The organism is Myxococcus qinghaiensis, assembly GCF_024198215.1.
Lineage (GTDB): Bacteria > Myxococcota > Myxococcia > Myxococcales > Myxococcaceae > Myxococcus > Myxococcus qinghaiensis.
The window spans coordinates 146,620-159,837 of record NZ_JAKCFA010000022.1; the positions used below are offsets into that span (position 1 = coordinate 146,620).

General features: G+C 68.8%; 9 protein-coding genes. 7 read left to right on the plus strand and 2 right to left on the minus strand.

Going from position 1 to position 13,218, the window contains the following annotated elements; genetic code table 11:
* The first annotated feature begins 251 nt into the window (after positions 1 to 251).
* The 3 genes from LZ199_RS34310 to LZ199_RS34320 all read left to right on the plus strand — a co-directional run bounded on the left by LZ199_RS34310 (position 252) and on the right by LZ199_RS34320 (position 4,297).
* Complete coding sequence (locus LZ199_RS34310; RefSeq protein WP_253997979.1) at positions 252 to 2,087, plus strand: DUF4114 domain-containing protein; 1,836 nt, start codon at positions 252 to 254, stop codon at positions 2,085 to 2,087.
* Positions 2,088 to 2,241: 154 nt separating this feature from the next.
* Positions 2,242 to 3,711 carry a hypothetical protein gene (locus LZ199_RS34315; RefSeq protein WP_253997980.1) on the plus strand — a complete coding sequence of 490 codons (1,470 nt, stop codon included), beginning with the start codon at positions 2,242 to 2,244 and terminating at the stop codon, positions 3,709 to 3,711.
* Between the two features lie 103 nt (positions 3,712 to 3,814).
* Entirely contained in the window at positions 3,815 to 4,297 is a 483-nt protein-coding gene (locus LZ199_RS34320) for a DUF4114 domain-containing protein (protein WP_253997981.1), read from the plus strand.
* Positions 4,298 to 4,364: 67 nt separating this feature from the next.
* On the opposite strand, the gene LZ199_RS34325 is transcribed toward LZ199_RS34320, so the two are convergent.
* Positions 4,365 to 5,303 carry an SH3 domain-containing protein gene (locus LZ199_RS34325; RefSeq protein ID WP_253997982.1) on the minus strand — a complete coding sequence of 313 codons (939 nt, stop codon included), beginning with the start codon at positions 5,301 to 5,303 and terminating at the stop codon, positions 4,365 to 4,367.
* Between the two features lie 236 nt (positions 5,304 to 5,539).
* On the opposite strand from LZ199_RS34325, the gene dacB reads away from it, so the two are divergent.
* From dacB to LZ199_RS34340, 3 genes are all read left to right on the plus strand, one after another.
* Positions 5,540 to 7,027, plus strand: a complete 1,488-nt coding sequence (gene dacB, locus LZ199_RS34330) for a D-alanyl-D-alanine carboxypeptidase/D-alanyl-D-alanine endopeptidase (protein ID WP_253997983.1) — start codon at positions 5,540 to 5,542, stop codon at positions 7,025 to 7,027.
* Positions 7,028 to 7,189: 162 nt separating this feature from the next.
* Positions 7,190 to 9,367: a prolyl oligopeptidase family serine peptidase gene (locus LZ199_RS34335; protein WP_253997984.1), complete on the plus strand. Its 2,178-nt coding sequence runs from the start codon at positions 7,190 to 7,192 to the stop codon at positions 9,365 to 9,367.
* A gap of 84 nt (positions 9,368 to 9,451) precedes the next feature.
* Positions 9,452 to 10,597: a D-TA family PLP-dependent enzyme gene (locus LZ199_RS34340; RefSeq protein ID WP_253997985.1), complete on the plus strand. Its 1,146-nt coding sequence runs from the start codon at positions 9,452 to 9,454 to the stop codon at positions 10,595 to 10,597.
* 6 nt (positions 10,598 to 10,603) lie between these two features.
* Here LZ199_RS34340 and LZ199_RS34345 read toward each other — a convergent pair whose 3' ends face one another.
* The gene (locus LZ199_RS34345) at positions 10,604 to 11,605 is read right to left on the minus strand and encodes a nucleoside 2-deoxyribosyltransferase (protein ID WP_253997986.1); all 1,002 of its coding nucleotides are present in this window, start codon (positions 11,603 to 11,605) and stop codon (positions 10,604 to 10,606) included.
* A gap of 239 nt (positions 11,606 to 11,844) precedes the next feature.
* Here LZ199_RS34345 and LZ199_RS34350 point away from each other — a divergent pair, with 239 nt between their 5' ends.
* Complete coding sequence (locus tag LZ199_RS34350; protein WP_253997987.1) at positions 11,845 to 13,152, plus strand: styrene monooxygenase/indole monooxygenase family protein; 1,308 nt, start codon at positions 11,845 to 11,847, stop codon at positions 13,150 to 13,152.
* Positions 13,153 to 13,218 lie beyond the last annotated feature (66 nt).

The following is a 13,218-nucleotide window of genomic DNA, read 5'->3' on the forward strand; positions in this document are numbered from 1 at the left end:
CCGCCATGAGCGCGAGTCAGCCACCGTTGGCGCCCCTGCCACCCGCGATTCGCGGCACCACCCAGTCCTTGAAACAGGTGCCCTCGCGCGGGTCCGCGCTCCTGAGAGTCACAGCGACCGACCCGCAGGGAAGCGCACTCAGCTTCACCTGGACCTCCACCGCGGGCGCCCTCAGCGCTCCGATTCATGATGCGGGTGCGAGCACGGTCACCTGGACCGCTCCGGATTGCATCATCACGGGAAGCCAGCCCGTGAAGGTCTCTGTCACCAATGCGCACGGGCTCACCTCCGAGGCCACCTTCAGCTTCACCGTCGGAGGTGACCGCGATGTCGACCGCCAGCCGCCTTTCGCGGAAGGACAGTTCGAGTCCCTCGACAACGTGCACTTCTCCGGGAACTCGACCCTCCGGCACCCCGAGCCGCGCCCGAATCCGGTGACCGCCGAGCAGGTCGTGTTCTCCTCGGACGTTGACCTGTCGCTCTCGTTCCTCAGCACCTACGCCCTGGCGTCCCACTCACTGGGCTGGCTGTACTACGACGACCTCGTCGCGCGGGGCTATGTCGAGACTCGTGGGACACCTGACTCCTCCGACGACCTCCTCAAGGATGCCAACAACAATGGCATCACCGACCTCCACGAGGACCTCTACAATCTCGCCCCCCCGTTCGACCTCTGGGCACGGCCCTACATCGGCACGACTCGCCGCTGCTCCCGGTATTTCGTCTCAGGCGGCCTCCCCTACAGCGAGCCAGAGCTGGCGATGAACGGGAGCTGCGCCTCGGCCTTCACGCGCGAGGTCTCACTCCCGGATGCACGACCCGGACGGCTCAACGACCTCATCCCGGTGGATGTCGTCGGCGCACTCGCGGCCGCTCAGAATCCAGCCGCCGCCTTCTCGGACGGAGGACTCTTTCCTCGCATCCCCAACCTGCTTGAACCCGCCGCGCCCGGGAACCGCCACATGGGACTCGGGCACCTGGCCTTCCTGCTGACCGACGACGACTCCGACAGGACCACCTACAAGCAGTTGGGCCCGGTCCAGGACCGGGATGAGTTCTTCGAGGACGGCCTCCCCGATTACGATGTCTCCGCGTACACGCCGGACGGCGTGCTTCGAACCACCAATCCGGACCCGGGCATCACCCCGCTCGACCGCACCGTGAAGCTGGGGCGCATCCAGGGAGGCCGGGAGATCGTCTTCTTCCTCGTCACCTACTACGACGCCAGACACGACCCGGCTGGCGACGGCACCGTGTATCCCTGCTTGAAAAAGGCGCTGGATGGCCGTTGCACCCTCCATCTCAAGACCTCCACGTCCGTCTTCTTCTCGAAGCCGGGCTGGAACCTCGATCAGGACACCCGAATCACCACTCCCGTGGTCGAGCACAACCAGGGCTGTTCGTTTGACCCACGCTGCAATCCCATCAGACCCCAGCTCTACTCCTGCCAGGTGGCCTCGACCGGCCAGAGCCTCTGTGGATGGCTGCAGCCACCGTCTCTCGAGCGGCTCCGGACACCAGCCTATGGAAACCTCGTCCCGCCGAAGGAGAGAAGCTGGGTGCCCAGGGCCAGCAACGGCAACATGCCGCACCTCGAAGTGGGGCTCGCGACCCCCAGCCAGGACCAGTGGCTCCTCGGGTTCGAGGACCTCAACGGGGGAGGAGACCGGGACTTCGCCAATGTTGTGTTCCTGCTCAAGGCCGTCGCCATCCCGGGTATCGCGCGCTCCCATGTCATCAACGACACCCCTCCCGCCATGGACAGCCATTGCGCCATCTCCCGCGTGCGCTTTCGCAAGCACGACTGGATTCCCTCATGGTGCTCGCCGTCGTCGACCGGCGATAGCATCACCTATGCGGTCGCCTCGGACTGCGATGTGTGCAGTGAAGGGGTCTGCCAGACGAATCCCACACCCACGTGGGTGAGCGTGCCCTTCGCGCCCGGGCTGAACGAGGCGGTGATGGACCTCTCGTGGCTCGGCGGCTCCCAGCTCTGCTGGAAGGCGCAGATGACCAAGCCGGACTTCTTGTGTCATCTGGAGATCTTCAACGTGGACATCGGCTACGAGCTGGGCCTGGTGCCCTGAGTCCGGCGACATCATCCAACAAACCACCATCCCGAGGGGGATTGTCTTGTCATTGACTCCAACTCAAGTTCCACGAAGTCTGGCTTTCGTCGCCCTGCTCGCGGTGCTGGCCACGGGCACCCGGGCAGCGGCCGTGAGGACCCCGCCACCGCCCGTGATCATCAGCGTCGGCCAGTCACAGACCCTCCTGCCCTCGCGCGGCACCGCGCAGTTGATGGTGCGGGCACAAAATCCCCAGGGCGGCAGACTCGTCTTCACCTGGACCGCCAGCATGGGAGAGCTCGGCACCCCGCTTCACGGCGAGGACGTCAGTGAAGTCACCTGGACCGCTCCGGACTGCATCATCCCCGGCAGCTTCCCCGTGAAGGTCACCGTCACCAACGCCCAGGGCCTCTCGGCCGAAATGGATTTCTCCTTCCACGTCGGCCCGACCATCTACGACAACCATCAGCCACCGTTCGCGGAAGGCCAGTTCGAGTCCCTTCAGAACATGTTCCTCACGTCGGACGGAACGCTGGAGTATCAACACCACGCCCCGTTCGCGCTGGACGCCGAGCGCATCGTCGCCCCCACGGACCAGGAGGTCTCCCTCACGTTCCTGAGCCAGAACGCCCTGGCCTCTCATTCGATGGGCTGGCTGTACTACGACGACGTCGTCGCCCGAGGCTACGTCGATACCAAGGGCACACCTGACTCCTCCGACGACACCCTGGTGGACACCAACGGCAATGGCATCACGGACTTCCACGAGGACCTCTACAACCTCGCCCCGACCGGCGGCCCCCAGGCGCGCCCCTACGTCGGCAGGACGCGCCGCTGCTCCCGGCTGTTCGACTCCGGTGGCTTCGTCTACAGCACGCCAGACATCGCGATGAGCGCGGGTTGCTCCGCGGCCTTCTCACGGGGTGTCTCCCTGGACGATGCCCGGCCCGGACGGGCAGGTGAGCTCATCCGCGCCGATGTCGTCGGCGTCCTCGCCCCCTCCACCACCGCCCCGCCCGGCAGTGGCTTCTCCGACGGAGGCCTCTTCTCTCGCATTCCCAACCTGCTCGAGCCTGCCGCGACCGAGAATGGAGACAAGGGACTGGGGAATCTGGCCTTCCTGCTCACCGATGACGACAACGACAGGACCAGCTTCAAGCGGCTCGGTCCCGTCGAGGACAGGTCGGACTTTTCCGGGGACGGCCTCCCTGACTACGACGTCTCCGCGTACACGCCCTCGGGCCTGCTCCGGGCCACCAATCCAGACCCTGGAATGACAGCGTTCGACCGCACGGTGAAGCTGGGAGTCCATCCAGGGTGGCCGGGAGATCGTCTTCTTCCTCATCGCCTACTACGACGCCGAACACGACCCGGCCGGCGACGGCACGGTGTTTCCGTGTCTCAAGAAGGCCGTGGATGGCCGGTGCACCCTGCACCTCAAGACCTCCACGTCCGTCTTCTTCTCGAAGTCGCGCTGGAATCTGGACCAGGACTCCCGGGGCACCACGCCCGTGGCCGAGCACAACCTGGGCTGCGTGGCGGATACGCGGTGCACCCCCTCCGTGCCCAACAACCCCTACGCATGCACCCTGTACACGACGGGCCAGCGGCTCTGCGGCTGGCTGGACTGGTCGGCCCATGACCTGCTCCGGTCTCCGGCCTACGGAAACATCACCCTTCCAAGGGAATACAGCGGAGTTCCCGCCACGAGCCACGGCAACATGCCGCACGTGGAACTCGGTTCGATGACCACGCTTCCGGGAACCTGGCTCCTCGGCTTCGAGGACCTCAATGGAGGAGGCGACCGGGACTTCGCCAATGTTGTGTTCCTCCTCCAGTCACGACCCGTGACGGGGCTCGTGCGCTCCCATGTCATCAGCGACATTCCACCGAGCATGGACAGCCACTGCGCCATCTCCCGCGTGCGCATCCAGAAGGCCGAAGGTGGGCTCTCGACCTGCCAGACCTACCCGCCAGCCACCAGCCAGTTCTCCTATGCCATCGCCACCGACTGCAGAACGTGCACGGAGGAGTTCTGCGTGCGAAACCCCTCGCCCACCTGGAGGCCGATGTCCTTCGTGGGGGGGCGACCCGAGGCCATCCTGGACCTCTCGCCGTTCTCGGGGACCCAGCTTTGCTGGAAGGCCACCGTGAACACCTCGGACCCCACGTGCCGGCCGGAGATCTTCTACCTGGATGTCGGCTACGAACTGGGCTTCGTGCCCTGAGCCCAGCTCCCGCGAAACACTGACGTGAGCCGACGAGTCCCTTCCTTCGTGGAGGGCTCGTCGCGCGTCAGGGCGCCGATTCCGCCACGGAGGAGGAGGGCGCGGGATTCAGGTCGGTGTAGACGCCGTCCTTGAGCTGGTAGCGCGTCGTCTCCTTCGTCTTCACCACCTTGCCGGACTCATCCTCTTCCTCGTTGGTCCGCACCACCGTGAGCTGCTTCTTCCCCGCCTGGAAGGAGACCTTGAAGCGGGAGAAGGTGGGCGAGTCCGACAAGCCCGCCACCTCCAGCCCCAGCTTCGCCTTGCCCAGCACGCCCTTCTTGTTCCCCGGCACCGTGTAGCTCACGTAGCTCGTCCTGAAGTCGCCGCAGGCCTCGGGCGAGGAGTCCACCTGCAACAGGGTGACGCCCGCGGTCTTCGCCGGAACGAGCTTCGCCGTCGCGGGCCCTCCATTCACGCTGAGATACCCCTGCCCGGCGGGCGAGAGGTCCACGCTGCTGACCCGTCGGGGCGGCTTCACGTTCGGCTCCAGGACGCGGACGCGAATCTTGAAGTCCCCACTCATCACCACCGTGGCGATCTCCTTCTCCCCGTCCCCGTCGAAGTCCCCTTCGAAGCGGAACGGCGTCAGCGTGTTGCCGAAGAGCCAGCCCTTGAAGACCGCGTCGTCCGCGGCGTCCGCCGTGCCCTTCGCGTCCACGTACTCCACCGAGTACCAGTGGTTGACGTACTCCCCCACCTTCAAGCGCTCCTTGCCCTTCTCCAGCACTCGCACGGCCGCGCCCAGGGGCAGCGTCGCGACCACCGCGCCTTCCGCCGAGGCGGTCTGCCGGAGGTTCGCTTCATCCACCCCCACGTAGAGAGGCTCCTTCATTTCGGAAGGCTCCCACTCCGTGAAGGAGTAGCTCTCCAGCGTTCGCTGCACGCCCTCCTCCACCGACTCGGCGGTGTAGTGGATGTCGGGCGTCTGCGACAGGAGCAGCGACAGCAACAAGCCGGGCGTCATCGGGAACCATCCAGGGCGAGAAGCAGCGGGGCCCTTTCTGCGACAACCCGCGCCGCCGAAGCAAGGCAGCCCCCTGATTCCCGATTCCTCGCATCCGCCTGGGGCACCTCGGCCCCCATCCCACGGGGCCTGGGAGGAGGGGTCGCATACCGGACGGCCAGGGTGGCATGACACCCTCGCGTCGACACCACGCCGCATGACACCCACGTCCGCGAAGCGTTAGCGTGGCCCGGGTGATGAGCCGCGCCCTGCCCCTCTCCCTGTTGCTGGCCTCCGCCCTGCTTCCCGGCTGCCGCCACGCGCAGCATCCCGCAGCGCCCACCGTGGGCTCGGTGGCGAGCAGCCTCTTCGCCACCCTGGAGGAGGAGGGCGCGCTCGCGAGCGCCTTCGTGCTGGACGCGCGCACCGGCGAGCCGCTGTATGCGCACCGCGAGCACGTCCGCCTGCTGCCCGCGTCCACGATGAAGGTCGTCTCCACCGCGTCGGTGCTCTCCGCGCTCGGGGCGGACTTCCGCTTCCAGACGCTGGTGACGCTGGAGGGCACGTTGACCGATGGGCTCTACCTCGGAGACCTCGTGGTGGAGCCGTCGGGCGACCCGTCGCTGGGCTCGTGGCGCTTTCCGGAGACGGCGCTCGCGTGCGAGCAGGTCGCGGACGCGCTCCAGGCGCGCGGTGTCCAGCAGTGGCGCGGACAGGTGCGCGTGCGCGGCACCGACGACGTGGAGGCCGCCTTCGGTCCGGGCTGGGCCTGGGATGACGCCGCCTATGCGTACAGCGCCGCGCCCACGCCCTTCGTCTTCCGGGAGAACGTGGTGGACCTCGCGCTGTCCCGCGCGGACGGCGCCGACTGCGCGCTGCCTCCCACCGTGCAGCTCACCCCCGCCTTCGCCACCCTCTCCGCCATCGTCCGCGTGGACGCGAACGCGGAGCGCGCCAACCTCTCCTGCACCCGCCAGCGCGGCGCCCCCGGCGTGCGCTGCGTGTGGCGCTCTCCCGTCAACCAGTGCCCCCGCTCCGCCGCCGTGAAGCTCTCCGTGGACGAGCCCCAGGTCCTCTTCTCCGCCTGCGTGGAGGAGGCCCTGCTCAAGCGCGGCGTGCCCCGGCTCCCCGCCACCCTGGAGGCTCCCAGCCCCCTGCGTCCCCCCGTGCCGGAGCCGCTCGTGACGCTGGTCAGCCCGCCCCTGTCGGAGCTGGTGAAGGCCACCAACAAGGAGTCCCTCAACCTCTACGCGGAGCGCCTGGGCCTGCGCTTCGCTCGCGAGAGAAGCGGCACGGAGGGCTATGCCACGCTGCGCACCGCGCTGGCGGAGGAGCTCATCCGTCGCGGCATCCCCGCCCGGGACTTGCGCCCTGTCGATGGCAGCGGCCTGTCCCGCTACAACCTGGCCACCGCGCGGGGCCTGGCGCGCGTGCTCTTCACCAGCCTGCGAGAGCCCTATGGCGACGCGCTGGTGGACAGCCTGCCCATCGCCGGCGTCGACGGGACGTTGGCCACCCGCCCCGTCACGCCCCTCACCGCGGGCCGCATCCGCGCCAAGACGGGCACGCTCTCCGGCCAGAAGTGCTTCGCGGGCGTGGTGGACCGGCCCGGCGACCCCGAGCATCCGCGCGTCGTCTTCGCCCTGATGCTCGGCAACATGGACGAGAGCACCGCCCTCCCCGCCAATGAGGCTTTCGACCGCTTCGCCGCCGCGCTGGTGGAGCTGCCCCTGCGCGCCCCTTGACGTAGGACGTCCTCGAATTCCCTGGCGGGTTTGACGCACCGCACGCCTGGAGGCAACCCGAGGGAACACCCGTCCCATGACGACATTCCCCTGTCGGGAACGGGCGCCATGGGGGATGGGACGTGGCAGGCTGCGCCCGCCTTTCCCCATTCCGAGGTGAACATGAAGCTGACAACCGCAATGGCCGCGGCGGCACTGCTGCTGCCACTCACGTCCCCGGCCGCCGGCAAGGGCGCGTCCAAGCCGCCCGTCACCGAGAAGCAGGAGGTCGTCGACACCTACCACGGCACGGAGGTGAAGGACCCCTACCAGTGGCTGGAGGCCACCGACGACGCGAAGGTGAAGCAGTGGAACGACGCGCAGAACGCCCACACGCGGGCCATCCTGGACAAGCTGCCGGGCCGCGAGGGCATCCGCCAGCGCGTCGCCGAGCTCCTGTCCTGGAAGTCCCCGGGCTACGGCGGCCTGACGGAGGCCAACGGCACCCTCATCGGCATCAAGTTCCAGCCGCCCCGGCAGCAGCCGTACGTGGTGGTCATCGGCTCTCCGGACGACACGTCGAAGGAGCGCTCACTGCTGGACCCCATGGTCATCGACCCGTCGGGCCACACCACCATCGACTTCATCGAGCCCACGCTGGACGGCAAGAAGCTGGCCGTGTCGCTGTCGAAGAACGGCACGGAGAGCGGTGACGTCTCCGTCTATGACGTGGCCACGGGCAAGCCGCTGCCGAACGAAGTCGTGCCTCGCGTCAATGGCGGCACGGCGGGCGGTGGCCTCGCGTGGAACGCGGACGGGACGGGCTACTTCTACACCCGCTATCCGCGCGGCGAGGAGCGCCCGGCGGCGGACCGCGACTTCTTCCAGCAGGTGTACTTCCACAAGCTGGGCACGCCCACGGAGCAGGACACATACGCGCTGGGCAAGGACTTCCCGCGCATCGCCATGACGGAGCTGGAGACGTCGCCCGACGGCAAGTACATCAAGGCGATGGTCGCCAACGGCGACGGCGGCGAGTTCATGCTCTACCTCCACGGCCCCGACGGGAAGTGGACGCAGGTGACGAAGTTCGCGGACAAGGTCATCCGCGCCCGCTTCGGCCACGACGGCGCCCTCTACCTGCTCAGCCGGCAGGACGCGCCGCGCGGCAAGGTGCTGCGCCTGGCCCTGGCCACGCCGACGCTGGACAAGGCCACGGTGCTGCTGCCCGAGGGTGAGGCCAGCGTCCAGGGCTTCTTCCCGACGAAGTCGCGGCTGTACGTGAGCGAGCAGCTCGGCGGCCCGTCGCAGCTGCGCATGGTGGACCTGAAGGGCAAGGACCTGGGCCTGGTGCCCACCCCGCCGGTGTCGTCGGTGGGCGGGCTGGTGAGCGCGGGCGGCGACGACGTCTACTTCAGCAACTCCAGCTTCGTTCAGCCGCAGGCCTGGTACCGCTTCACCGCCGCGGACGGCAAGGTGACCAAGACGGCCCTGGCCAAGACTTCGCCGCTGGACGTCAGTGACGTGGAGGTGGTGCGCGCCGAGGCCACGTCGAAGGACGGCACCAAGGTCCCCCTCACCATCCTCAAGAAGAAGGGCACGAAGCTCAACGGCAACAACCCCACGCTGCTCACCGGCTACGGCGGCTTCAACGTCTCCATCAGCCCGGGCTTCAGCCCGCTGGCGGGCCTGTGGCTGGAGCAGGGCGGCGTGTACGCCATCGCCAACCTGCGCGGCGGCTCGGAGTTCGGCGAGAAGTGGCACGCCGAGGGCTCGCTGACGAAGAAGCAGAACGTCTTCGACGACTTCTACGCCTGCGCGAAGCTGCTGGTGGACCAGAAGTACACGCAGCCCAAGAAGCTGGCCATCCAGGGCGGCAGCAACGGCGGCCTGCTGATGGGCGCCGCCGTCACCCAGCACCCGGAGGCGTACGGCGCCGTGGTGGCCCGCGTGGGCCTCTACGACATGCTGCGCTCGGAGCGCACGTCCAACGGCCAGTTCAACGTCACCGAGTACGGCACGGTGAAGGACCCCGAGCAGTTCAAGGCGCTGCTGGCGTACTCGCCCGTCCACAACGTGAAGGACGGCGTGAAGTACCCGCCCGTGCTCTTCACCTCCGGCGCCAATGACCCGCGCGTGGACCCGTTCCACTCGCGGAAGATGGTCGCCCGGATGCAGACGGCCACGTCGGCCAAGAATCCCATTCTCCTGCGCGCCGACGCGGAGACGGGCCACGGCTCCGGCACCCCGCTCAACTCCCGCATCGAGGAGGAGGTGGACGCGTACTCGTTCATCTTCAGCCAGCTCGGCGTGAAGTACCTGCCGCCCGCGAAGAAGGTGGCGGCTCCCAAGCCGCAGTAGCGCGCCACACTTTCGCGCTGTCGTGAGGCCCGCCCTGGGCCCGGAGGAGACACTCCGGGCTCGCGGCGGGCCTCGACATGTCCGGTGACGCCCACGGACACCTGGAGCGTCGGCGCGCGCGGTGACAGATTGCGCGGCATGGACCTGTCCCCGCTCGAAGCGCTCACGACTCCCGCCGCCCTGGTGGACCTGGAACGCGTGGAGGCCAACCTGCGGCGCGTGGCCGCGTACTCGCGCCAGCACCGCCTGCACTGGCGCCCCCATACGAAGACGCACAAGACCGCGGAGCTCACCGCGCTCCAGCTCGCCGCCGGAGCCGTGGGCGTCACCGTCGCCACCCCGCGCGAAGCCGAGCTCATGGCCACCGTCTCGGATGACGTGCTGCTGGCCTATCCCCCCGTGGGCGCGAGCAGGCTCGCGCAGCTCATGGCCCTGCCCCGCCGCACGCGGCTCATGGTGGCGCTCGACTCGGTGGAGGCGCTCCAGGGCTTGAGCCACGCGGCGCGGGACGCGGGCCGCACCGTGGGCGTGCTGGTGGAGTTGGATTTGGGCATGCGCCGCGTGGGCGTGCAGACGCCGGCCGACGCCGTGGCCCTGGCCCACCGAATCGCCGCCATGCCTTCCGTGACGTACCGAGGCGTCATCTTCTATCCGGGCCACGTGCGCGCGCCGGTGGAGCAGCAGGAAGCCGCCGTGAAGGAGCAGACCGCGCGCGTGCGTGAGTTCGTGGACGCGCTCGCCGCCGAGGGCCTCCGCCCCGAAGTGGTGAGCGGAGGCTCCACGCCCATGCTGTGGCGCTCACACGAGGTGGAGGGCCTGACGGAGATCCGCCCGGGCATCAACGTGCTGAATGACCGCAACACCGCCGCGCTCGGCGCATGCGCGTGGAGCGACTGTGCCTTCTCCGTCCTGACGACGGTGGTGAGCACCGCCGTTCCCGGACAGGTGGTGGTCGACGCGGGCTCCAAGGCCCTGGCCAAGGAGGAAGGACTCGCGCCGGCGGGCGGCTACGGCGCCCTGCTGGACAGACCGGAGCTCGTCATCCGAAGCGTCTCCGAGGAGCACGGCCTGCTCGACGTCTCCAACACGTCCTGGCGTCCCCGCGTGGGAGACCGCCTGCGCGTCGTCCCCAACCACGTCTGCGCCGCCGTCAACCTGCACGAGCGGCTGCACGTCCTGCGCGGCGACACCATGACGGCGTGCTGGCCCGTCGCCGCGCGAGGCTGGTAGTCCGCCTCACACCAGCTTGTCGAGCCGCCCCAGCTCCCGCGAGAGCATCGCCTCCAGCTCGCGGATGTTGCGGTAGACGATGCACCGGTAGGACGCGACGTCGAAGCGCAGCTCCCGCACGTCGCGGACCAGGAGCAGCGTGGGCCGCCCCTTGCCCCACGCATAGCCGACCTCCAGGTACACGTTGGGGTTGGCCAGCGACAGGTCGGCGATGACGACCTTCGCCGTGTCGATGCGCTCCTTGATGCGCTGGATGATGGGCCCGTCGAACACGGCCTGGTCCACGCGCTCGCACAGCAGGCCCGCCGCATTCACCGGCCCCTGGATGCCGTAGTGGTACGTGTCCTCCAGCTCGGGCGCGAAGGGCATGGCCACGAAGGCGTGCGGCTTCGCCATGGACACCGTGCCCGCGCTCGCCATGGAAGGCGCCTGCACGAAGGCGCTGTTGCGCCGCACCCGGAAGCCTCCTCCCGGCAGCGTCTCCACGCCGGGCGTTCCCCCCAGGCCCCGCTCCAGCGCCTTGCGCAGCCGCAGCGCGCGGCGCATGTCCAGCTCGACCACCGTGAAGCGCTCCAACCCCTTGGGGCCCGTGCCGCGCTGGAAGGCCTCGATGAGCCCGCCCACGAAGGCCAGCACCGCCTCGTCCTCGTCCAGCCCGTAGTTGGGGCCGTGCACCGTGCCCGCCGCGTGCTTCAGGTGGGGCTGCGCCTCCAGCGCCTTCAGCGCGCGCAGCGTGAACTGGCGAATCTCGTGGTAGCCAAACGCGCCCAGGCGAACCGTGCCCACGAAGAGCGCCAGGGGCGAGGCCAGCGCGCCGCGCGTCTCCAGGAAGCGGTGCTCGCCCGGCTGGACCTCCCACTGCGCGGGCTCCACCCCCGCGGCCGCCAGTCGCCGTGAAGCCTCTCCGGAGGCGCCGTACAGCCTCTGTGCATATTTGAACAGGGCGACGTCCGCCTTCATCTCGGTGACGTCACCCACCTCCAGCACCACGTCGAGAGCCGCGCTCATCCCTCGACTGTAGGGCCGTCGACTGTCCTCACCCAACCCGGAACCCAACGGTCCAATCGCGAACGGGTGCCCGGGGACCCCCATGGCCCTGAGACTCGGGGTATGACCAGTCTAAAGAACTCCATTCGCATTGTGATATGGAGCCCTGCGCACCCCGGACTACCCGGGGAACCCCACATCCCCTGAGGGGCGGTCCCGACTCAAAGTCTTTCACGTCGGGAAAAGTGAAGGAGAGACAGATGGCGAGCATCGGAATCGTCGGCGCCGGCACTGCCGGACTGCACCTGGGTCTGAAGCTTCTCTCGCAGGGCATTCCCGTCACGCTCTACGCGGAGCAGGAGCCAGACGCCCTTCGGGTGGGCCGCCTTCTGAATACCGTGACTCACCATGCGCCCACGCGCGCGAGGGAGCGGGAGCTGTATGTGGACTTCTGGGGCGCGCCTGAGCTGGCGATGAACCGCTGCGCCATCCACGTCCACGGGCCGCACCCGTTCAGCCTGAAGGGGCGGGTGAGCGAGCCCAGCCTGTGCGTGGACTACCGCCTCTATCAGCCCCGGCTCGCGGAGGCCTTCGTGGAGCGCGGTGGCCGGCTGGAGGTGATGCCAGTGGACCTGGCCGCGCTGGAGGGACTGACGCGCCGCCACGCGTTGGTGGTGGTGGCCACCGGGCGAAGCGGCCTCAACACGCTGTTTCCGCGCGTGCCGGAGCTGTCGCCGCACGACAAGCCGCCGCGCGTGCTGTTCGCCGCGATGCTCAAGGGCCTGCGGATGCCGGAGCCCTTCGGCATGCACGTCAACCTGGTGCCGGGCCAGGGTGAGGTCTTCGAGTCGCAGATCATCACCCGCCACGGCCGCGTCCCCAGCACGCTCATCGAAGCGGTTCCCGGCTCCGAGCTGGCATCGATGATCTCCCGCAAGCGCGACGACGACCCGGCCGGCTTCGACAAGATGCTGCTGGAGCTGATGCGCCGCCACGCGCCCGCGACGTACGAGCGCATCGACCCGACGGAGTTCGGCGTCCGCGGACCGCTGGACTTCCTGCAGGGCGGCTTCACGCCCATGGTGCGCCGCGCCTGGGCCCAGGTGGGCGAGGGCCGCTTCGTGATGACGGTGGGCGACACGCACGTGACGAATGACCCCATCGCGGGCCAGGGCGCCAACGCCGCGTCGGCCTCCGCCTTCACGCTGGCCATCGCCATCCAGGACGCGCTCCTGTCCGAGCGCCCCTTCGACGAGAGGTTCTGCCGCGACACGGAGACGCGGATGTGGGCCGCCGTGGCCCCTGCGACGGACTGGACCAACGCGCTCTTGCAGCCGCCTCCGCCGCACGTCATCGACCTGCTCGTGGCGGGCAGCCGGGACAACCGGGTGGCCGACGCCATCGTCAGCGCCTTCATGATTCCCGAGCGCATCCTCGGCGCCTGTGCCTCGCCCGAGGCCGCCGCGGAGTTCATCGCCCACGCGGGAACGCCGAGCGCCGAAATCCTGGCCGCGTCCGGGGCCCTGGGCTGGGACACCGGGGCGAGAATCCGGCCGCTGGCGGGCTGAGACATGATTTCAGTGCGAGGCGCCGTCGAAACACTCCTGCGGGAGTGACGGCGCCTCGCTATCCTC